This window comes from Clostridium sp. OM05-9, assembly GCF_003481465.1.
Lineage (GTDB): Bacteria > Bacillota > Clostridia > Lachnospirales > Lachnospiraceae > Coprococcus > Coprococcus ammoniilyticus.
Window position 1 is genome coordinate 279,274 of the sequence record NZ_QULF01000001.1, and the last position, 20,560, is coordinate 299,833.

Annotated in this window: 22 protein-coding genes; 19 read left to right on the forward strand and 3 right to left on the reverse strand. The window is 39.1% G+C overall.

Going from position 1 to position 20,560, the window contains the following annotated elements; translation table 11 throughout:
- Positions 1-93 precede the first annotated feature (93 nt).
- Positions 94-1,635, forward strand: a complete 1,542-nt coding sequence (gene guaA / locus DXB77_RS01280) for a glutamine-hydrolyzing GMP synthase (RefSeq protein ID WP_044944527.1) — start codon at positions 94-96, stop codon at positions 1,633-1,635.
- A 292-nt stretch (positions 1,636-1,927) separates the two neighbouring features.
- On the opposite strand, the gene DXB77_RS01285 is transcribed toward guaA, so the two are convergent.
- On the reverse strand, positions 1,928-2,458 hold the full coding sequence (locus DXB77_RS01285; RefSeq protein ID WP_009247529.1) for a helix-turn-helix transcriptional regulator: 531 nt from the start codon (positions 2,456-2,458) through the stop codon (positions 1,928-1,930).
- A 448-nt stretch (positions 2,459-2,906) separates the two neighbouring features.
- Here DXB77_RS01285 and DXB77_RS01290 point away from each other — a divergent pair, with 448 nt between their 5' ends.
- From DXB77_RS01290 to DXB77_RS01325, 8 genes are all read left to right on the forward strand, one after another.
- Complete coding sequence (locus tag DXB77_RS01290) at positions 2,907-3,095, forward strand: transcriptional regulator (protein ID WP_009247528.1); 189 nt, start codon at positions 2,907-2,909, stop codon at positions 3,093-3,095.
- The gene (locus tag DXB77_RS01295; RefSeq protein WP_009247527.1) at positions 3,096-4,187 is read left to right on the forward strand and encodes a site-specific integrase; all 1,092 of its coding nucleotides are present in this window, start codon (positions 3,096-3,098) and stop codon (positions 4,185-4,187) included.
- Positions 4,177-4,512, forward strand: a complete 336-nt coding sequence (locus DXB77_RS01300; RefSeq protein ID WP_009247526.1) for a hypothetical protein — start codon at positions 4,177-4,179, stop codon at positions 4,510-4,512. The genes DXB77_RS01295 and DXB77_RS01300 overlap by 11 nt, the downstream gene beginning before the upstream one ends.
- The gene (locus DXB77_RS01305) at positions 4,502-5,656 is read left to right on the forward strand and encodes an AAA family ATPase (RefSeq protein WP_009247525.1); all 1,155 of its coding nucleotides are present in this window, start codon (positions 4,502-4,504) and stop codon (positions 5,654-5,656) included. The genes DXB77_RS01300 and DXB77_RS01305 overlap by 11 nt, the downstream gene beginning before the upstream one ends.
- Positions 5,657-5,990: 334 nt before the next feature.
- Positions 5,991-7,151: a plasmid recombination protein gene (locus DXB77_RS01310; protein WP_009247524.1), complete on the forward strand. Its 1,161-nt coding sequence runs from the start codon at positions 5,991-5,993 to the stop codon at positions 7,149-7,151.
- A gap of 26 nt (positions 7,152-7,177) precedes the next feature.
- Positions 7,178-7,555 carry a TnpV protein gene (locus DXB77_RS01315; protein ID WP_009247523.1) on the forward strand — a complete coding sequence of 126 codons (378 nt, stop codon included), beginning with the start codon at positions 7,178-7,180 and terminating at the stop codon, positions 7,553-7,555.
- Between the two features lie 453 nt (positions 7,556-8,008).
- Positions 8,009-9,553, forward strand: coding sequence for an ATP-binding cassette domain-containing protein (locus DXB77_RS01320; protein WP_009247522.1), 1,545 nt, complete (start codon positions 8,009-8,011; stop codon positions 9,551-9,553).
- Positions 9,554-9,637: 84 nt separating this feature from the next.
- Positions 9,638-10,135 (forward strand): aminoglycoside nucleotidyltransferase, encoded by a 498-nt coding sequence (locus DXB77_RS01325; protein ID WP_009247521.1) that lies wholly within the window; start codon positions 9,638-9,640, stop codon positions 10,133-10,135.
- A gap of 341 nt (positions 10,136-10,476) precedes the next feature.
- Here the strand turns inward: DXB77_RS01325 and DXB77_RS01330 are convergent, their stop codons facing one another.
- Complete coding sequence (locus DXB77_RS01330) at positions 10,477-11,955, reverse strand: AAA family ATPase (RefSeq protein WP_118662491.1); 1,479 nt, start codon at positions 11,953-11,955, stop codon at positions 10,477-10,479.
- A gap of 41 nt (positions 11,956-11,996) precedes the next feature.
- Entirely contained in the window at positions 11,997-12,638 is a 642-nt protein-coding gene (locus tag DXB77_RS01335) for a helix-turn-helix transcriptional regulator (protein ID WP_118662492.1), read from the reverse strand.
- Positions 12,639-12,858: 220 nt separating this feature from the next.
- Between DXB77_RS01335 and DXB77_RS01340 the strand changes: the two genes are divergently transcribed.
- The 10 genes from DXB77_RS01340 (at position 12,859) to dcm (ending at position 20,559) form a co-directional block, all read left to right on the forward strand.
- Complete coding sequence (locus DXB77_RS01340; RefSeq protein ID WP_118202656.1) at positions 12,859-13,056, forward strand: DNA-binding protein; 198 nt, start codon at positions 12,859-12,861, stop codon at positions 13,054-13,056.
- Positions 13,057-14,151, forward strand: a complete 1,095-nt coding sequence (locus tag DXB77_RS01345) for a site-specific integrase (RefSeq protein ID WP_118662493.1) — start codon at positions 13,057-13,059, stop codon at positions 14,149-14,151.
- Positions 14,135-14,506: a hypothetical protein gene (locus tag DXB77_RS01350; RefSeq protein ID WP_118662494.1), complete on the forward strand. Its 372-nt coding sequence runs from the start codon at positions 14,135-14,137 to the stop codon at positions 14,504-14,506. Before DXB77_RS01345 ends, DXB77_RS01350 begins: the two co-directional genes overlap by 17 nt.
- A 31-nt stretch (positions 14,507-14,537) precedes the next feature.
- Positions 14,538-14,915, forward strand: coding sequence for a TnpV protein (locus DXB77_RS01355; protein WP_118662495.1), 378 nt, complete (start codon positions 14,538-14,540; stop codon positions 14,913-14,915).
- Between the two features lie 306 nt (positions 14,916-15,221).
- Complete coding sequence (locus DXB77_RS01360) at positions 15,222-16,046, forward strand: plasmid recombination protein (RefSeq protein WP_243100123.1); 825 nt, start codon at positions 15,222-15,224, stop codon at positions 16,044-16,046.
- Positions 15,985-16,413 (forward strand): hypothetical protein, encoded by a 429-nt coding sequence (locus tag DXB77_RS01365; protein ID WP_147353795.1) that lies wholly within the window; start codon positions 15,985-15,987, stop codon positions 16,411-16,413. The genes DXB77_RS01360 and DXB77_RS01365 overlap by 62 nt, the downstream gene beginning before the upstream one ends.
- A 214-nt stretch (positions 16,414-16,627) precedes the next feature.
- Positions 16,628-17,101 carry a hypothetical protein gene (locus DXB77_RS01370; RefSeq protein WP_118662497.1) on the forward strand — a complete coding sequence of 158 codons (474 nt, stop codon included), beginning with the start codon at positions 16,628-16,630 and terminating at the stop codon, positions 17,099-17,101.
- 10 nt (positions 17,102-17,111) lie between these two features.
- A complete protein-coding gene (locus DXB77_RS01375; RefSeq protein WP_118662498.1) occupies positions 17,112-17,993 on the forward strand; it encodes a hypothetical protein in 882 nt (293 codons plus the stop codon).
- Between the two features lie 10 nt (positions 17,994-18,003).
- Complete coding sequence (locus DXB77_RS01380) at positions 18,004-19,296, forward strand: DNA cytosine methyltransferase (protein ID WP_118662499.1); 1,293 nt, start codon at positions 18,004-18,006, stop codon at positions 19,294-19,296.
- Between the two features lie 39 nt (positions 19,297-19,335).
- Entirely contained in the window at positions 19,336-20,559 is a 1,224-nt protein-coding gene (dcm, locus tag DXB77_RS01385; RefSeq protein ID WP_118662500.1) for a DNA (cytosine-5-)-methyltransferase, read from the forward strand.
- Position 20,560: the final 1 nt, after the last annotated feature.

Genomic DNA, 20,560 nt, shown 5'->3' on the forward strand with positions numbered 1-20,560 from the left:
TAGAGTTTATTTTGATAGGGCGAAAGCCCGACAACGAGGAAATACGAAGTATTTGCGAGTGGCACGGTTAAGAAAAATAAAGGAGAAACTTTCATGAATAAGGAATTGATTATCGTACTGGACTTTGGTGGACAGTACAATCAGCTTATTGCACGAAGGGTCAGAGAATGTAATGTTTATGCAGAAGTACATCCGTACACTATGAGCATTGACGAGATCAAGAAGATGAACCCGAAAGGCATTATTTTCACTGGTGGACCGAATAGTGTATACAAGGCTGATTCACCAAGTTACAGCAAGGAAATTTTTGAACTGGGTATTCCAATCCTTGGAATCTGTTATGGTTCACAGTTGATGGCACATGTACTCGGTGGCAAGGTAGCAACTGCTCCGGTCAGTGAATATGGCAGAACTGAGGTAACAGTGGATAAGAATTCCATTTTGTTTAAAGATGTAAATAAATCAACGATCTGCTGGATGAGTCATACCGACTATATCGCAGAAGCACCGGAAGGATTTGTATCAACTGCAACGACTCCAAACTGTCCATTTGCGGCAATGGAAAATGCAGAGAAGAATTTATATGCAACACAGTTCCATCCAGAGGTTATGCACACAGAAGAGGGAATGAAGATGCTTCGTGCATTTGTCATGGATGTATGTAAATGCTCCGGTGACTGGAAGATGGATTCTTTCGTTGAAGATACGATCAAGAGTCTGCGTGAGAAGATTGGAAATGGAAAAGTGCTCTGTGCATTATCCGGTGGTGTAGATTCATCGGTTGCAGCCGTTCTGTTATCCAAGGCAGTCGGCAAGCAGCTTACTTGTGTATTTGTCGATCAGGGACTTCTTCGTAAGAATGAGGGTGATGAAGTCGAGGCAGTATTTGGTCCGGACGGTCCATATGATCTGAATTTCATCCGTGTAAATGCGCAGGATCGTTTCTACCAGAAACTCGCAGGAGTTGTTGAACCGGAAGCAAAACGTAAGATCATCGGTGAAGAATTTATCCGTGTATTTGAGGAGGAAGCAAAGAAGATCGGTGCTGTTGACTTCTTAGTACAGGGAACAATTTATCCTGACGTGATCGAATCCGGTCTCGGAAAATCTGCAACGATCAAGAGTCACCACAACGTAGGCGGACTTCCGGATTATGTTGATTTCAAAGAAATCGTTGAACCGCTTCGTCTCCTGTTCAAGGACGAGGTTCGTAAAGCGGGTCGTGAGCTTGGCATCCCAGAGTATCTGGTAAGCCGTCAGCCATTCCCAGGTCCGGGTCTTGGAATCCGTATCGTTGGGGAAGTAACTGCTGAGAAGGTTAAGATCGTTCAGGATGCTGACTATATCTACCGTGAGGAGATTGCAAAAGCAGGTCTTGATAAAGGACTTGGACAGTATTTTGCAGCTCTTACCAACATGCGTTCTGTTGGTGTTATGGGCGATGAACGTACCTACGACTATGCAGTTGCACTTCGTGCCGTATGCACCAGTGATTTCATGACTGCTGACTGCGCGGATATTCCGTTTGAAGTATTGCAGAGAGTAATGACAAGAATTATTAATGAAGTGAAGGGTGTTAATCGAGTAATGTATGATCTGACGAGTAAGCCACCTGGAACGATTGAGTTTGAATAAATCGAGTTGCTTAAAAAAGCCAGTGTTTATGCGGGTTTCAGCGATTTCGATTAGTCTTTTGATAACAAATTGATAACAGTCATAGCAAGTGCCATTATTCTTGTTATCCAGTGGTTTATGGGTAACGGAACAATTAACAGGTGGCTTGCAGACTAAAGTTCGGAGCTTGGCTCTGAACAAATTCCATATTATAAACTAAGCCCTTAGCTGTGGTTAATAACCATAGTTAAGGGCTTTTTTGTCGTTGCCAAAGCATCTGTAGGGAGCTGCCAGTGGCAGGTCCTGTAGGTGCTTATTTATCTTTCAAGTGGTCTTTGAATGCTTCCACGAGAGCGTCACTTAATTCCTGTGATGGAACTTTTGCCCAACGCTGTGTGGTGTCGAACTCTGGATAATGGTAACGCCAGTTATCGTATTCTTCTCTGTTGATTTCTTCGGAAGATAGCTTGTCTGCCTGTTCTTTCCAAGCATACAGCATTTTGAGGAGTTCATATGCTTCTCTGCCTTTGTCCTTGTTGACCTTTAAGCATACCTCTCCGTCTGCTTCACTGACAGTAAGACCGTAAATATCTTCAAGGGTAAACAGAGTGTGCATAAGACCGATATAGCTGTCTATGTCAGGAACATCAAGAGCCTGTGGAGAAACATCAAGCACCTGTGCCAATGCATTTGTAAGGTCTGCTTTCGGTTTGCGTGTACCAGTTTCGTACTGTGCCAAACGCACATCAGCACTCTTTTCTGGAAAACCGATTGCTGTACCGAGATACTTTTGTGTCATACCACGCATTAGTCTGAAAAAATGTATTCTTTCGCTGATAGCCATAATGATACGCTCCTTTTATATTTAGTGAAATAAGTATAGCAGAAATGTTTAGTGGAAGTCAAGAAAAACCGAAACAAAAATGTTTAATATTTTCTTTGCAACCACTTGACAATAGCAAATATGTTTAGTAAAATAAATTACGAATTAAACAAATATGCTTAATGCGACAACTGAATGACCGTCCGAAAAGCCAAACCGCCAAGACCTCGTCGGAGCAAGTTCCGTATCGTTCGCTTGTGTGCAAGCACAAAAGCTCATTCGCTGCACTGCTCCTCCTCTTCCCCAAAAGTCTCCGACTTTTCGGGAACCCCTATACGAGCGAGCGCCTGATGTACTGCGGTGCATTGGGACAGCACAGCGCCTGCCGACAAGCAGGAGTGCCTGTTGGAACTTTAACACGGAGAAAGCGGCAAGCAAAAAATTATTTTAAGAAAGGAAGAAAAAGGATATGGAAAACAGATTTATCCGAGCCGAAGATGTGGCTCAGGAACTAAACGTATCAAAACCTTATGCATATAAACTCATCAGACAATTAAATGAGGAATTGAAAGCAAAGGGCTTTATTACGATTGCAGGGCGTGTAAATCGCCAGTATTTTTACGAAAGGCTCTACGGAGCAGGAAAGGGGGAAATGTAAATGCCGGTATTTAAGAATGAAGATAACGGTACTTGGTATGTGATGGCAAGGTATGTGAACTGGAAAGGGGAACGCAAGCAGAAATGCAAGCGTGGCTTTGCTACCAAACGAGAAGCACAGGAATGGGAAAGAATGTTCAAATTGCAGACTTCTTCAGACCTTGATATGAGTTTTGAAGCCTTTACGGAGCTTTATATCAATGATGTGAAGAACCGTTTGAAGGAAAACACGTGGCTTACCAAAGAGCATATCATACGCACAAAGATACTTCCGTATTTCGGGAAACTGAAAATCAGCGAGATTTCCACAAAGGAGATTATTACTTGGCAGAATGAAATGCTTGCCTATCGTGATGAGAAGAAAAAGCCTTATTCACAGACGTATCTGAAAACGCTGCACAATCAGTTGTCCGCCATTTTCAATCACGCTGTCCGCTACTATGAACTGCGTTCCAATCCTGCGGCAAAGGTGGGAAATATGGGACGTGAGGAACACAAGGAAATGCTGTTCTGGACAAAGGAAGAATACAAGAAATTCTCTTTTGAGATGATGGACAAGCCTGTTTCCTTTTATGCGTTTGAAATGCTTTACTGGTGCGGTATCCGAGAGGGCGAGCTGTTAGCTTTGACTCCGGCAGATTTCAACTTTGATAAGGAAACAGTCACAATCAATAAATCCTATCAGCGTTTGAAAGGGCAGGATGTGATTACTTCTCCGAAAACGAAAAAGAGCAACCGCACGATTAAAATGCCGAAGTTTCTGTGTGAGGAAATGAAAGAATATCTCGGTATGCTTTACGGATTGAAGAAGAAAGACCGTATCTTTACGGTGACGAAAAGCTATCTTCATCACGAGATGGACAGAGGGGCAAAGGCGGCAGGCGTGAAGCGTATCCGCATTCACGATCTCCGTCACAGCCACATTTCACTCTTGATTGATATGGGCTTTTCTGCGGTGGCGATTGCTGACCGAGTTGGTCACGAAAGTATTGATATTACTTATCAGTACGCACACCTCTTTCCGTCAAAGCAGATTGAGATGGCAGAAAAATTAGATGATTTAGGGAAAGGAGATTTTGAAAATGTCAGCTAAGAACAGAGATAACAAAAATCGTTGGAGGAATATCACAGTAGGGTTTCGAGTATCGCCCGAAGAAAACGAACTCATTAACAGAGCTGTAGCTCTATCAGGATTGCCAAAACAGGAGTATTGTTACCGCCGTTGCTTAAATCAGGATGTGGTGGTACAGGGCAATCCGAGAGTGTATAAGGCGTTGAAAACGGAATTTGCCACAGTCCTTGCGGAACTGAAAAGGATTGAAGCAGGAAAAGGTGTGGATGATGAACTGCTGAGTGTAATAGAACTGATTTCCATTATTCTCGGCGGTTTGAAAGGAGAGGATGCGAATGGAGAATAAAAAAGAAATGACTATTCCAAATGTATCTGCGGCAACAGATGCGGAACAGTCACTTTCCAAATGTACTGACAATAGTATAGTCAATCAGGATACGGATTTCAAGGGGTACGAGCAATCTTTTGAAGAAATGCAAAGGGAAATACTCAGACAGTTAGACCCTTCCTATCTGAAAACAGTATCAATGACAACGCTGTATGATACGGTGTTTGAGGTTCAGACACCACTTATCGACGGTCTGCTCCAAAGGGGAACTTACCTTTTCGTAGGTTCCCCGAAAGTGGGAAAGAGCTTTATGATGGCACAGCTTGCCTATCATATCAGCACAGGCACACCGCTTTGGGAGTATAAGGTGCGTAAGGCAACGGTGCTTTATTTTGCCCTTGAAGATGATTACCCACGTTTGCAGAAGCGATTGTTTCAGATGTTCGGTGCAAAGGAGACAGGCAATCTGTATTTCGCAACGGAATGTAAAACGGTCAATGGCGGACTGGAAGAACAGATAAGAGGGTTTATGAGGGAACACCCAGACACAGGCTTGATTATCATAGACACCTTAAAGCGTGTGCGTGAAGCAGGCGGAGCAGATTACAGCTACGCAAGTGATTATGATGTTGTGGCAAGGCTGAAAGCGTTGGCAGACAGTTACAAGGTTTCAATGCTTATTGTTCATCATACACGCAAACAAAAATCGGAAGATATATTCGATATGATTTCAGGCACGAATGGTCTGATGGGTGCGGCAGACGGTGCATTTGTTCTCAGTAAGGACAAGCGTACTTCCAACAATGCCACACTTGATGTTGCTGGCAGAGACCAGCAGGATATGAAAATCCATCTTGTAAGGGACAGCGAGCGATTGGTGTGGAACTTTGCAAAATCGGAAACGGAGATGTGGAAAGAACCGCCCGAACCTCTGCTTGAGAAGATAGCGGATACGCTCTTTTCGGAAAGTGACAGATGGGAAGGAACTGCTTCGGAACTTTGCGAAAGGCTTGCGGTGGATATAAAGCCGAATGTACTTTCTTTAAGGCTCAGTATCAACGCAAGCAGGCTGTTTCGTGATTACGGTATCCGTTATCAGAACAGCCGCACACACGACGGAAGAAAGGTTTCACTTTGGAAAGAAACCGAGCAGACGGCGTGACAAACGGTGTCAAAGGTGTCAATGTTTTTGAGAGCAGCACGCTGTGAAAAACATTGTCACCATCGTCACACTTTGACACCGGATAAAGTTTAGGGGAGTGTGCAGAGAGTGCCTTTTCAAAGGCGGCTCTTTGGTCTCGCCTGCTGGCTCGGTCGGTTCGCAGGCGTGTGTGCCACCGGCACACGCTCACCCCTCGGAGAGCCTTCGGAGAACGCAAAACCTGTTTACAGGTCGCATTTTTGATGGGTGTACCCGTCAAAAGTGCTTTTGCGTTACTTTTGACAAAAGTAACAAAACCTGAGAATGTTGAAATTTACAGATGGGAGATGAAAAAATGCAGAGAACGATAAGTGCAATGGTCGGTAAAGGCTCGGTCAATCACAATAGCCGAAAGTTCCGAGCAGAAAATGTAGACGGAACTCGTACTCATCTCAATATCGACTACTGCAATGAAAATATAAAGACAGTTTATCACGAATTGTTTGATGAAGCATTGGAAAGATACAATGCCAAGCAGATAAGGTCAGACCGAAAGATAAAAGATTATTATGAAAAAATCCGAAGTTCCAAGCAGGAAAAACCGTTCCACGAAATCATTTTACAGGTGGGCGGTAAGGGAAATATGAACGCCGATACGGAAAACGGAGAACTGGCAAAGCAGATTTTAGATGAATACTATCAGGGTTTTCAGGAGCGAAATCCACAGCTTCGGGTGTTCTCGGCTCATCTGCATATGGATGAAGCTACACCACATCTGCACATAGATTTTGTACCTTTTACCACAGGCAGCAAGCGTGGACTTGATACAAGAGTGTCACTAAAGCAGGCTCTTGCAACGCAAGGTTTTAAGGGCGGCAGTCGTGGCGATACGGAGTGGTCGCAATGGATACAGTCCGAAAAAGAACAGCTTGCGGCGGTGATGGAACGTTATGGGATTGAGTGGGAACATTTAGGCACACACGAAAAACATCTTTCTGTTTTGGATTATAAAAAGCAGGAAAGAGAAAAAGAAGTGGCGGCATTAGGTGCGAAAATCGAGCAGAAACAGATTGAATTTGATGTGTTGTCGGAACGAGTATTGAACTATGATAAGGCAAAAGACGAGCTGTCAAATCTTGAAATAGAGCTTGATACTGCACCGAAATATCAGTTGCCAGAACCAGAGAAATTTATGACTGCAAAGGCATATAAAACCAAAATGGCAGAGCCGGTTGTAAGGAAATTGAAGCAACTTGTCAAAACGGTGCTTGCCCGCTGCTTTGAGGGGTGGGACAACTATCATAGGCTGAATACAGCGAATGCACAGTTATACCGCACCAATCAGCGTTTGGAGAAAGTCAATGAAAGATTGACCGAAGAAAACAAAATCCTAAAAGCAGAAAATAAAGATTACAGCCTGCTCCGTAAGGTTTTTGGTCGCAAACAGATAGATGATTTGTTGGAGCAGGCAAGAACAGTTAAAGGTCGCAAGCGTGATAATACACGATCACGATAGACAAAAATCACAGGAGGAAAAGGAAAATGACAAAGACAATTTTTGAAGAAATGGGCGGAACTTATAGACAGGTGGGTGATTATTTATTGCCGAACATCACAGTACCAGCCGAAGAAGAAATAGAGCCGATTGGTTTATGGGGGAAACGACATGCAAGGCATTTAAAGGAACACTATAAAGTGTTATATATGAACCTGCTGACAAGCGGAAAGCTGCATAGTTATCTTGCAGAAGTCGATAAGCAAGCAGAGGATATGTTTCTTCGACTGGTAAAGGAATATGCCGACAGACAAGATGTGACGGAACAATTAAAGAAAGATAATCCCTACGAATGGATTGGAAGAATGAATAATATTCAGGCTTGTGTGAGGGAAGTTGTAGGAACGGAGTTGATTTACACATAAGCGTTTTACGGTATGGTGCTCCTGCGTTTGCTGGAGTGCTGTGGTTGTGGTTGTAAAGAGGTTGTGAAAGATTGAATTTCGTAATGGTTGGATGTATAATTAGGAAGTGAAAATTTTAATTTGCACTTCCATAAGGTGAAATGTATTGACACAAAAAATACAGTATGATAGTATTGCCATTAGAAGAAAGAAAGGCACATTTTGTGTAAGGTGAGGAAATGATTAATAGATAATTTGATTTAAGTAAGACACATATAGTTATTGAGCCTGTAGAGAATAGGTTTGTTTTGTGTACGCTTAAGTTGGATTATCGCAAGAGGCATTTCCTTTGTTTTCCTTTTGGAAAAGAAATAAGGGGCTATTTAGCGAGTCTATTTTTGCGTATGCAAAAAAGACTCGTTTTTGTGTGTTCAAAATAATAATTGGCTCAGACTTCGAAAAGGAGAAACTTTAATGTTGCAGATAAAAAAATTAAATTTAACACATAAAAAAGACCTGAGAATAATTCTTAATGATTTCAACCTTGTGCTAAATGATGGAGATAAGGCAGTTATTATTGGAGAAGAGGGAAATGGGAAATCGACATTAATGAAGTGGATATACAATCCGTCGCTTGTAGAAAACTATATAGAAGCAGATGGGGAAAGGATAATGGGACACGAACGTCTTGGTTATCTTCCGCAGGAGATGCTCGATGAAGATAAGGAAAAAACAATATACGAATATTTTTCTGAAGAGGAAATATTCTGGGAGAAAACGCCTAAAGAATTGTCTGTTATTGCGGGAAAATTTGGAATGAAAAATGATTTTTTCTACAGTAACCAGACAATGGGTAGTCTTTCAGGAGGCGAAAAAGTCAAGACACAACTTATGAGGCTTTTCATTCGCGATGTTTCTGTGCTGTTGTTGGACGAACCTTCCAATGACATCGACATTGCGACGCTTACATTACTGGAAAAAATCATAAATGACTGGAAGCACATTGTGCTTTTTATTTCACACGATGAAACGCTGATAGAGCGTACTGCCAACATGGTGATACATATCGAGCAGATTATACGAAAAACAAAGGCGAGATATACCGTGGCAAAGCTTCCCTATAGACGCTATGTGGAAGAACGGCTTCATAAATTTGAAATCCAAAAACAGCGGGCACTGAGTGACCGTAGGGAGAAAAAGATTCGCGATGAAAAATATCAAAGAGTTATGCAGAGTGTACAAGGTGCATTAAGAAGTTGTACCAGACAAGCACCGTCTGTTGCCAAAAACTTAAAGGACAAAATGCATACGGTTAAGGCAATGGAACGAAGATTTGAAAAAGAAGATGAAAATATGACTCAGATGCCGGAACAGGAAGAAGCAATCTTTGTCAAATTAGGGGATGAAAACTCACACATTCCCGCAGGAAAAACGGTCATAGAATATGAACTTTCAAAGCTTGTGACTCCGGATGGCAAAAGAATTTTAGCAGAAGGAATTCATTTAAAAATAAAAGGTTCAGAAAAAATCTGTATGATAGGAGCCAACGGGGCAGGAAAAACGACTCTTCTAAAAAAGATAGCGGAAGAACTCCTAAATCGGAATGACATTAAAGCAGAATATATGCCTCAAACTTATGAAGACCTGCTGGATTTGGATGTTACACCGGTTGATTACCTTGATAAAACAGGAGATAAAGAAGAGCGTACAAGAATTAGAACATACCTTGGTTCACTTAAATACACACCAGATGAAATGGAGCATCCGATTCGGGAGTTATCAGGCGGACAAAAGGCGAAAGTGCTTCTCTTGAGGATGAGCTTAAGTGGTGCAAATGTTCTTATTCTGGATGAACCGACAAGAAATTTTTCACCATTGTCCGGTCCGGTAATAAGAAAAATGCTCCGAGAATTTCCGGGGGCTGTCATTAGCATTTCTCACGATAGAAAGTATATTGAAGAGGTGTGCGATAAAATATATCAGCTAAATCCTAATGGATTACAGCTAATTGGTGATTGATAACAAAAAGGATGAAAGACTGACAAATTTCAGGCTTTTAGTGAGTTGGAAAGCATACAAAGATTTGAATTTGGAGGATAGATTATGGTACGTACAGAAGATGCATGTGAAATTATAAAATATGCTTTGCAAAACGAAATTAAAGTATATTTAGATGGCGGATGGGGTGTTGATGCACTTCTTAAAAGAGAATCAAGAATACACAATGATATTGATTTGTTTGTTGAACTGAAACATTATCATGATTATATTTATGTGATTAAGCAGCATGGATTTGAGGAAGTAAATACTGATTATACAACGGATGGTCATACTGTCTGGAAAGATGATAAACAAAGAATCATTGATTTACATTGTTTTGAATTTACAGATGACGGAATTGTTTATGAGGGAGATATATTTCCATCAAAAACTTTTTCCGGTATTGGAAAAGTTGGAGATATAACTGTTTCTTGTATTGAACCATTGAGTCAGGTAATGCTTCATTTGGGATATGAACACGATAAAAATGATGTGCATGATGTGATGCTGTTGTGTGAAACATTTCAAATAGCAATACCAGATGAATATAAGGAAAAGTAAAATTTCAGTTTTGTGTTGAATCTCTAAGCAAAATAGCTTATAATTTGACATGCTACATATAGTTATTATCCACAGTTATCGAGTAGGTGTTATCAATGCCGATAACAAAATGATAACATTAGCTCGTATAGGCAGGATAATATGGATATATCAAATAATCAAAAGAACGAGAAACATTACAGAGAATAATTCCTAAACAAAAAGCGTTAGTCTTTGTAGAGTTTGAATAATGTACATGAGCCAAGAAATGCCGATTTTACGGCGTTTCTTGGCTCGTTTTTTGCCCAGTGACAATCAAATGACAATAATTTTGGAAATGTTGGCTGGATAATTAATTTAAGTTAGTATCTTAATAATGGCGCTAATACACTTTGAATTGTTCCGTTATCCATTTCTTGCTCTATTAATAAATCGACAAAAGAGTTGAGGATGGATTCTTGAGAATCCCCACATCTTTCCTCTAATATTTTTAGAACTACATCCATTTTTTGCTTGCATAGTTTTCGTGGACTTTGAGCATTGCATGCAGTATATCTGTTGTCTGTTAAAATAGTATTGATTTCACAGTGGTAATTATTACGGATGCAAGAAGTAAGATTAGCATCTCGATTTTCCAAGTGTTCAATTAGCCAAGATTCTGGCGTACATTTTAATGAAAAGATGAGATCACGGTTTTGCTCATATAGTTGAGCAAATTTTTGATTGTTATGTATTGCCTCTGTAAATACATCATCATCTAAAAGTGCATATACCTTTGAGCGTTCAAAAAGTTGGTGTCTAGTATTTTTTGCTAATAGGGCTGTTTGCTCATATCCACCAACCGGAATAATGCAATACATCATGGATTTAATGAGGGTATTAATATTGGCATACTTAGCTATCATTGCTTTTAAAACAAGCCTAGCCATATCATCTTCGACAAAGAAAATGGTATCAAAAATAATATTTGATTCAAAATCTACGTAACCGATTGCCTTTGCTGGATAGCAAGGTGTAGAAATAACAGTATTTTCTGAGGCATCATTTTCCATCAACATAATCTTATTTCTATGTGTTGATTTTATCATAGTGATAGAATGTGTCGAGATGATAATCATTAGTCCTTTCTCAGTAGCTTTTTCATTTAAATAATCCAAAAGATTCTTTTGAATTCGGGGATGTAAAGCCATTTCGGCTTCGTCTAACAGAAAGAGAGAGTTGGACGCAGTTGTATGTAAACGTTCTACTAATCTTATTATTGCGAGTTCACCAGTACTGAAACGTTTTTCTGAGTAATATTTCCTTCCATCTTTTAATATATAAAAGTAGGTTGAATTTCTTCCACGACCATTGACGTTTCTTAAACGTTTAAGATTGTTGTATTTTGTGGTTTCAAATATTTTGTTAAGTGATTCAATAATTGTACTTTCTACATCAACTAGGTTTCCACTTCTAATTTCTTCTTGAGGTACATCAATTCTTTTTGAATCAGCTTTAATAAAGATTGTATTTTCGAATCCAAATTCTCTTTTTAATAATGGAGAACTATTGGTGCGAGGAGTACATGCCCAACGTCGGGTGCCTTTCCGAAATTTAATGTGTGCATGTTCAGTTATGTATTCAATTGAAGAAGCAGAATATTGGTCAATATTATTTGTATTATTAGCAGATGTGAAGTTTGTAGCAAAAGCATATGGATTACATATTCTGTCAAGACAAGTGAGTAACGTGGTTTTTCCAGCACCATTAGCACCAACTAGCAAGTAAACACCATTATCATTTGGAATGTCAAAAGTTAATTGTTTAATATTTTTGGTATTTTTTATGATTATCCGTCGCATATTTATCTCCTTTTTTAGTATTTTGAAGTAGATATAAATATCTACTCCTTCTTCGGTTTCCTTTTTCTTTTCACATACGAAAAATCCGGAAATAAGTCTTTAAGCAACTCAGCAATTTCTCCTGCTTTTTCATCCTCATTCATATTCTGAACAAGTAGTTGGTCGTCATCGTCAAGATTCAACGAAACAGTATATTCCTTATCCGAATCTATCGGATTCATCGGAAACTTTATCTCTTTGAAATAATATTCTGTTTCGGTTATTTCACCATCCCCCAGTTTATCTCGTAGGCGTGCCCAATGCTCAACCATCTTCTTGAAGTTATCGAGGTCTTCCTGCGGGCGGGGACCGGCACTTGGAAGCCGTTTTTCAAATTTGAAGCATATTTCTCCGTCTTTCATTGTAGGGCGTAGTCCGTATGCCCATTCGATGTCAAACAGAACATGGAGTGCACTGAAGATATTGGCAACATCCGGATCTGATAATGCATAAAAACTGACACCTAGATTGTTGGCAATATTGAGCAAAGTCGCTTCGTCCGGATATCGGTTTCCAAGCTCATAGTTTCGGATTGTGGATTCGTTTAGTCCGCATTTATCTGCCAATTCCTTTTGCGTCATTTCTGCCGCAATTCTGAAATTTCTAATTAAAAAGCCTACCCGGCTGGTGAATTTTTCGCCCATTTTTAACAGCTCCTTGTAAGTGTAATGAGTGTTGTAGCATGCATGAAAACACGAGGTACAAATCATACATATACATAGATTATAACATCAACAGTACAAAAGTGAAATGTTTTTTGCTAAAAAGTATTGACAGTGCAAAAAATGAACTGTTAATATAAAACACATCAAAACCGTTCAGAAATGAACTGAATAATAAACGAAAGAGAGGAGGCATTTGCTTATGGAGAACAAACGATTTTTAACAGCGCAGGATGTCATGGAAATGCTGGATGTATCACTATCCTATGCGTATAAGCTGATACGGCGACTGAATGCAGAACTTGAGTCTGAAGGATTTGTGACAATAAAAGGGCGTGTCAGCACGCAGTATTTTATGAAACGAATCTACGGGCTATCTACGGATAAGGAGGTGGGATAGATGGCGGTTATCAAGAATAATAAGACTGGAATGTGGGAGGTGAGAACCTATTATAAGGATTTGACCGGAGCAAGGAAACAGAAAACCAAGAGGGGCTTTGCCAAGAAGAGCGAAGCCCTTGAATGGGAGCGGAATTTCAAACTGAAAGAGAACCAGAGTATCAGTATGAGCTTCAAAAGTTTTGTGGATATTTATCTGACGGATTTAGGACCAAGAATAAAGCGCAATACTTTTCTGACAAAGAAGCACATTATTGAGACAAAGATTCTGCCTTATTTCGGGAAACGAAAACTGGATGATATTAGGACTCCAGATGTCATCCAGTGGCAAAATGAGATTATGATGCTGAAGAAGGATAATGGGGAGTTATTCTCCCCTACTTATCTGAAAACCATCCATAATCAGCTCAGTGCCATATTAAATCATGCAGTAAATATGTATGGTCTGAAAGATAATGTGGCACGAAAAGCCGGGACTATGGGAAAGGAAGAAAATAAGGAAATGGAGTTTTGGACGCAGGATGAATTTCAGGCATTTTTAGAGTGCGTGGTAGATAAGCCTATTTCCTATTATGCATTTGAAATGCTTTATTGGACAGGTATTCGTGAAGGTGAACTGCTTGCTCTGACGCCGGCAGATTTCAATTTTGAAAAGAAGACACTCCGAATAAATAAGTCATATCAGAGGCTGGAAGGCAAAGATGTGATTACAGACCCGAAAACACCAAAGAGTAACAGAACAATTGTCATGCCGGATTTTCTTGCTGTCGAGATGGAGAATTTTATAAGCAGTCTTTATGGAATAAGGGATGATGACAGAATTTTCACTATTTCAAAAAGTTATCTGCATCATGAGATGGACAGAGGTGCAAAGCTTGCAGGAGTGAAGAGAATACGAATTCATGGATTACGACACTCGCACATTTCATTGCTAATCAATTTAGGATTTTCAGCATTGGCAATAGGTGAAAGAGTCGGACATGAGGCGGTAGATATCACATATCATTATGCACATTTATTTCCAACGGTGCAGACGGATATGGCAGCACAACTGGAAACAGAAAGGGAGGCGTTAGTCAATGTCAGAAAAGAATAGAGACGATAAAAACAGGTGGCGGAATGTGACAATAGCATTCCGCATGTCACCAGAGGAAAACGATGAGTTGAATAACAGAGTGAAGCTCAGCGGATTTCGTACCAAGCAGGATTATATAATCCAGAGTGTTCTTCATCAAAAAGTGGTTGCTACAGGTAACCCGTTGATGTTGGTACAATTCCGGCAGAACTTACAAAGAATTGAGCATGAGCTTGAGAGGATAGAAAAGGAATCGGATATGGATGGGGAGTTACTTACTCCCATCCGTTCCATGCTGGAAATATTGGAAGGTTTCAAGGAACAGTCGGGAACATTGGCAGATATGAAACAGCTTACAGTACCAAATGAGGAATAACAGATATTTTTGTATAAAGGAAGTGACTGCTATGAGCGAAGAAACATTATTTGAAAAATTAGGTGTGAAATACATAGAAAAAGACGGCATATTTTATCCGTTGATTATATTAGGTGGAGAGAAGAACAGTAAAGATGTTGGTAAATATGGTCGTATGTGGATGGATTACATACAGAAGGAATATCTGCAGCGATATAGAAGCCTGGTACGATTTGGAGAATTACATGACAAAGCAACCGAGGTAAATGAAGTAGCTTATGAATTGCTGGAAGATATTGAAAATGAGTGGTTACATAAACATAAACCAAAGCAGTCGAATTCTTTTGTGGAAATGTATCGGCTACGAACTCAGGCAAGGATGATTGCAGAGGAGGTAGTGTTGCATGACGTGGTGAACTGTTTTCATTAGGAACTGGCACGGGTATTAAAGGAGCTGTGTATGGTAAATGATATGCCGCATATCTGCGGCTCATAAGCTCCCTCAAGGGAGCTTTATCCGGATCGCAGAGCCGTATAGCCACTCCGGCGAGGAGCGCAAAACCCGCTTGCGGGTCTGCATTTTTGATAGCTAAGCTGTCAAAAGTGCTTTTGCGTTACTTTTGACAAAAGTAACAAAACCTTCCCAGGGAAATCTGCTGTTTCGTGCCGTATCCGGCACTCATTACGGATAAGAAGGAGGTGCATATATACATACCAAAAGAGGAGGATTTTGACTATGGAAAGAACTATCAGTTTTATGAATGGGGAAGGTTCCATCGGGCACAACACGAGAAGATTTATAGCTGACAATGTAGATGCCAGCCGTACCAAGAATAATATCACTCTTATCCATGAGGATATTAAGCAGGCATATCACAAATTGTTTGACGAGGCACTTAAGGAATATAATGCAAAGCAGAAACGCAAGGATAGGCAGATTAAAAGTTATTATGATAAGATTTCAAGAAGCAAGCAGGAAAAATTATTTTATGAGGTTATCGTTCAGATAGGCAACAAGGATGATACCGGAGTAGGTAGTTATTCTGCAGAGGGTGCAACATGGGTGCTGAAGGATTATGTGAAAAAGTTCCAACTTCGAAATCCACAGCTTTATGTGATTGGTGCCTATATTCATTTGGATGAGGAAACACCACATTTGCATCTGAATTTTATCCCGTGGGTATCAGGCTGTAAGAGAGGATTGGAGACAAAGACAAGTCTTAAGGCTGCATTAGCGACAAGAGGATTTGTAAGTGAAGGAAAAGGCAATACCGAATGGAAGCAGTGGGCAGAGGCAGAGAAAGATGATATTGCCCTTATTATGAGCCGGTACGGAATTGACTGGAAAAAGAAAGATACACACAATAAGCATTTATCCGTACTGGATTATAAGAAGCAGGAACGGGCAAAAGAAGTGGCTGAACTTGAAGAGGAGATAGAGGGGGCACAAGTTGTACTGGAATTAAAAGAGGAACGGATTGAGTTTCTGGAGAAAGAAATTGCAGTTGGAAACAACGGATTTACGCTTAAAGAATTCGGAATTAAGGCTGGAATATTATGAGAATGTAGATAAGCTCACAGATAAACAGAAGGAAATTGAGGTGGCGAAAAAAGAGGCTGACAAGTGGATGATGATTTCGGATACTGCAAAATTACAGACTGAACGGGCTGAATTTGAACTGGAAGAGGCGGAAAGGCTTAAGAAGGAACTGCTTGGTGCGGTCGATGGAGATGATTATCTGAAGGAACAGGTGATAGAGCTGAGGTATCAGAACCAGATATTGCGGGAGGAGAATCGTAGCCTAAAGGACAAGCTGGAAAAGGCATATGAGTTTATGAAACAGTTTGTGATTGGTGGGATTAATCTGCTGGAGAAGTTTATGGAGTGGATCGGAGAGAAGATCAAGGATGTGGGGAGAGGAAGGTGATGTGAAAAATTCACAAAAAAGAAAGGAAATTAATGTGGAGAATTCATGAGAATTGTGGTAAAATTACCTTGGGATTTTGTCTTTATTTCGATGAATGGGAATGCTATTTTTAAGTAATATTGGAAATATGAGTCCAGATTATTGAACATATATGATATGTATAATGCTGTTAGATAGACAATTTTCTAATTACTTATTAAGGAAGTTAGTTATTATGCGAACAATGTTATTGAGCTTCAAGCCAGAATGGTACAATAAAATTATGGATGGTAGCAAGCTATTTGAGTATAGAAGAACATTTCCAAATGAAGAAATAATGGCATATATGTATGTTAGTTCTCCTGCGAAAATGATAGTTGGAAGGATTCATTTAGGTAAGAGAATTGATATTAACACATGGAGAGAACAATACAAGTCGGATAAAGGAGTGTGTGAAAGAATAGATGGTTTTCTTACAAGACATACTTACGCAATGCCGGTATTGTCTTTTCAGATGACAAAGGAAATAGAATTAGAAACACTTCGCAAGTTTAATCCCAATTTTGTATGTCCTCAAATGTATTATTATTTGGATAATTATCCAGAATTGTTTGATTTTATAAAGAAAAATGCAACTGACATTGGGGAATTGCACATTAATTCATTTGTGAATATTGGAAAAGATGAGATTTGCAGAAAAAAATATTAGGAGGTATGACATGGGTGATTTTGGTGAGGCAGAAAGACGAATATTAGGATTTATGTCAGAAGGGACAGAGTTTGTCTTTGAAGGAAAAGAATATGCAGTAGTTTTATCTGGGAAACCAACATGTCGTAAAGGAGAACCTAAAACAGACATTTATATTTTGGCAGAATCAGATGAGGGTGATATTGAAATTAAAATTTCTTATAAGAAAGAAAATGCTGATTTTATTGAAAATAAGATGAGTGCAGAACGCGCAGAACAATTATTTGGTGAAGATTGGATAGACATTATTGAGCAATCTACTACAGCCATTCAGGATAAATTTTATGAACGAATGTTAATCTATAAAAATGGATTTAGAAGAACTGAAAAAGGCTCAATTACCCTTGGGTGGAAATTTGAATTGCTTAATAAAAGTGGTGGAGATTTATCAGGAAAAATGTTACTTACGGATGAACAGGTAGTAGATGTTTATGCAGGAAATAATCTTTCGCCAGATAAGAGAAATGCCAGTGTTTGTGGGCAAATAATAAGAAATAGCGGTGTTGCTAATTACATATTGATGGATGAGAATGTGCATTCTGCGCAAGATGTAATAGATAAAATGATTCCAATAAGAGAATATGTAATGATGCATCCTGATATTTATTTTGCATGTAAGGCTTTAAATTATAGAACTTTTGCAGAAAAATGGGATGGAAATAGACCATTATCAGTTCAAGTAAATTGGGACGCAATTGATAACAGATTAGTTCCCGAGCTTGTTTTTGACAAGCCTTTGATAGTAAAAGGTGATGAGGTGGCTGAAAGACTTATTCATTATATGCGTAAATTAAATATCAGAACAACAGATGATATTGATGAGGATAATTCAGGAACTGATAAAATAGTATAGAGGTGATAACATGGCTGTTATTTTAGAAGAAAGAGGGCGTGGTAAATTTAAACCCGCTCCGGATTATAAAGTTGATGAAGTAAAAGAACTTCTGAATAGAAAAATTGAAGAAGAAAGACAGGCATTTGCAGATTGTAGTGAAGAGATTGAGTTTGATAAGCTCAACTATGATCCAAACAAGTGGAATCTGCTGTCACTATTTTCGGGATGCGGTGGGCTGGATTTGGGTTTTGAATTAGCAGGCTTAAAAGCAGTTATGGGCGAAGAAGTCATGGAAGCAGCATTTGCTGACAAAAAGGTCTTTGATAAAAATATCAATAATAATGTATTCAATACGATTTATGTAAACGATATATTTGATGAAGCAAGAGAAACCTATGCACAGAATGCAGGTAAATATATATACATGGACAAGAGTGACATAAGAAAAATAAAGGAGTTTCCAAAGGCAGATATTGTATTAGGCGGCTTCCCTTGCCCGGGCTTTTCAGAGGCTGGACCGAGATTGGTTGATGATAAGAGGAACTTTTTATACTTGCATTTTATCCGTTGTTTGATACAGAGTAAACCTAAGATTTTTGTAGCAGAAAATGTAAAAGGCATGATGACTCTTGGAAAGGGTGAGGTTTTCAAGCAGATTGTTCAGGACTTTGCAGCAGCAGGATATACAATTTATCATAAGTTGCTTAATTCGGCGGAATATGGTGTTCCACAGATAAGAGAACGAGTAATTTTGGTAGGAGTAAGAAATGATATTGATTTCGAATATGTACATCCTCAAGCAACACATGGATATAGTGTAGATGGGTTGAAAGAAGTAGTTACTCTGCGTGAAGCAATTGGTGATTTGGAGAATGATCCTGGGGAATATTTTACGGGTTCTTACTCAACTATTTTTATGTCACGTAATCGAAAAAAACTTTGGTCACAGCCAAGTTTTACGATTCAGGCATCCGGTAGACAGGCACCTATCCATCCTGCAGGAGAGCCTATGGTACATGTAGGTAAGGATAAGTATATCTTTAGCGATGGTGAAGAAAACAATAGGCGCCTATCTGTGAAGGAAATTGCAAGAATCCAGACATTTCCGGATTGGTATAAATTTAGTAGAGGTACAAACAGTAGAAACGATAATGCAAAGTTGGATTTGGTTTATAAACAGATAGGAAATGCGGTGCCAGTACGTTTGGCATTGGCTGTTGCGGAACCGATTGCAGAGTTTGCAAAGAAACAATTGGAACAAGAAAAAGAAGATACAAAGTGTGTGATTGTTCAAGAAACAGAGAAAAGAATGATGGCATGACTTGGAAATAAGTGGTAAGTGGCAAAAGCAGGAGGATTTATGAGAATTATAGATTTATTTTCGGGAGCAGGAGGGTTAACCTTCGGATTCTACTATAGAATAAAACAGAATAGATTTGTAAGAAACAGAAAAAATTCTTTTGTTTTTGCAAACGAGATAGACTCATTTGCAGCAGAAGCATTTGAAGCTAATTTTCCAGATATAAAAATGTTAAACGAAGACATAAAGCTGTTAGATAAAGACAGAATTGAAAAATTAATAGGAGATGAGCCAGTAGATTTAATTATTGGAGGACCTCCTTGTCAATCATTTAGTACAGTAGGACAACGGATGTTCGATGAAAAAGCTACATTGTATGAAGAATATTTAAGGATTTTGAGTATTGCAAAGCCTAAGATTTTTCTTTTTGAGAATGTCAAAGGGATGCTTTCTATGAGAGAAACATTCTATAAGACAGACAGTGATGGGAATATAGTATATGAGGTGAAAAAGAATAAAGAAACCGGAAGTGAAAGAAAATATCCTGTTGTTGAAAGATATGGTAGAAAAATAATTGATATTATAAAAGAAAAGTTTGCGTTTATTACTGATGATTTGGGATACAATATTAGTTGTGAGGTGCTAAATACAGTTGATTACGGTGTGCCTGAAAATAGAGAGAGAGTTTTCGTTGTTGGAATAAGAAAAGATTTGGATATAGAATGGAGTTATCCAACGAAAATTAAGGAAAGTAAACTTTCTATCAAAGAGGCAATATCGGATTTACCAGCTGTTTTAGAAAATGAAAATATTATTCAATATAACTCTCAACCTCAAAATGATTATCAAAGGTTGATGAGGGGAACTAATAATGTATTAACAGAGCATTATTGTGGCATATATGGAGATAAAATAAGGACAGTAATAAAAAATGTTAAGCAAGGTGAGGGAAAGGAGGACTTTAACAAATTGGTTGATGCAGGATTGATTGATAAAAAATATCGATTGACATCGGGATATAAAAATACATATGGTAGATTGATTGAAAATATTCCGGCACCAACAATAACCAATAATATGACAGCACCTTCGGGATTAAGGTGTATTCATTATTCTCAGAATAGAGCATTAACTCCAAGGGAGGGAGCGAGAATACAATCGTTTCCAGATTGGTTTGAGTTTAGGGGAGGAGTTGGTAGTGTCACTACACAGATTGGAAATGCAGTGCCACCACTAATGGCTATAAAGTTAGCAAGGCAGATAGAAAAATTGTTGAAAGGATAGA

Bases quoted from the DNA above. Each gene is read 5' to 3' on its own strand.
- guaA (WP_044944527.1), top strand. From the start codon at position 94: ATGAATAAGGAATTGATTATCGTACTGGACTTTGGTGGACAGTACAAT.
- DXB77_RS01285 (WP_009247529.1), bottom strand. From the start codon at position 2,458: ATGGCTATCAGCGAAAGAATACATTTTTTCAGACTAATGCGTGGTATG.
- DXB77_RS01290 (WP_009247528.1), top strand. From the start codon at position 2,907: ATGGAAAACAGATTTATCCGAGCCGAAGATGTGGCTCAGGAACTAAAC.
- DXB77_RS01295 (WP_009247527.1), top strand. From the start codon at position 3,096: ATGCCGGTATTTAAGAATGAAGATAACGGTACTTGGTATGTGATGGCA.
- DXB77_RS01300 (WP_009247526.1), top strand. From the start codon at position 4,177: ATGTCAGCTAAGAACAGAGATAACAAAAATCGTTGGAGGAATATCACA.
- DXB77_RS01305 (WP_009247525.1), top strand. From the start codon at position 4,502: ATGGAGAATAAAAAAGAAATGACTATTCCAAATGTATCTGCGGCAACA.
- DXB77_RS01310 (WP_009247524.1), top strand. From the start codon at position 5,991: ATGCAGAGAACGATAAGTGCAATGGTCGGTAAAGGCTCGGTCAATCAC.
- DXB77_RS01315 (WP_009247523.1), top strand. From the start codon at position 7,178: ATGACAAAGACAATTTTTGAAGAAATGGGCGGAACTTATAGACAGGTG.
- DXB77_RS01320 (WP_009247522.1), top strand. From the start codon at position 8,009: ATGTTGCAGATAAAAAAATTAAATTTAACACATAAAAAAGACCTGAGA.
- DXB77_RS01325 (WP_009247521.1), top strand. From the start codon at position 9,638: ATGGTACGTACAGAAGATGCATGTGAAATTATAAAATATGCTTTGCAA.
- DXB77_RS01330 (WP_118662491.1), bottom strand. From the start codon at position 11,955: ATGCGACGGATAATCATAAAAAATACCAAAAATATTAAACAATTAACT.
- DXB77_RS01335 (WP_118662492.1), bottom strand. From the start codon at position 12,638: ATGGGCGAAAAATTCACCAGCCGGGTAGGCTTTTTAATTAGAAATTTC.
- DXB77_RS01340 (WP_118202656.1), top strand. From the start codon at position 12,859: ATGGAGAACAAACGATTTTTAACAGCGCAGGATGTCATGGAAATGCTG.
- DXB77_RS01345 (WP_118662493.1), top strand. From the start codon at position 13,057: ATGGCGGTTATCAAGAATAATAAGACTGGAATGTGGGAGGTGAGAACC.
- DXB77_RS01350 (WP_118662494.1), top strand. From the start codon at position 14,135: ATGTCAGAAAAGAATAGAGACGATAAAAACAGGTGGCGGAATGTGACA.
- DXB77_RS01355 (WP_118662495.1), top strand. From the start codon at position 14,538: ATGAGCGAAGAAACATTATTTGAAAAATTAGGTGTGAAATACATAGAA.
- DXB77_RS01360 (WP_243100123.1), top strand. From the start codon at position 15,222: ATGGAAAGAACTATCAGTTTTATGAATGGGGAAGGTTCCATCGGGCAC.
- DXB77_RS01370 (WP_118662497.1), top strand. From the start codon at position 16,628: ATGCGAACAATGTTATTGAGCTTCAAGCCAGAATGGTACAATAAAATT.
- DXB77_RS01375 (WP_118662498.1), top strand. From the start codon at position 17,112: ATGGGTGATTTTGGTGAGGCAGAAAGACGAATATTAGGATTTATGTCA.
- DXB77_RS01380 (WP_118662499.1), top strand. From the start codon at position 18,004: ATGGCTGTTATTTTAGAAGAAAGAGGGCGTGGTAAATTTAAACCCGCT.
- dcm (WP_118662500.1), top strand. From the start codon at position 19,336: ATGAGAATTATAGATTTATTTTCGGGAGCAGGAGGGTTAACCTTCGGA.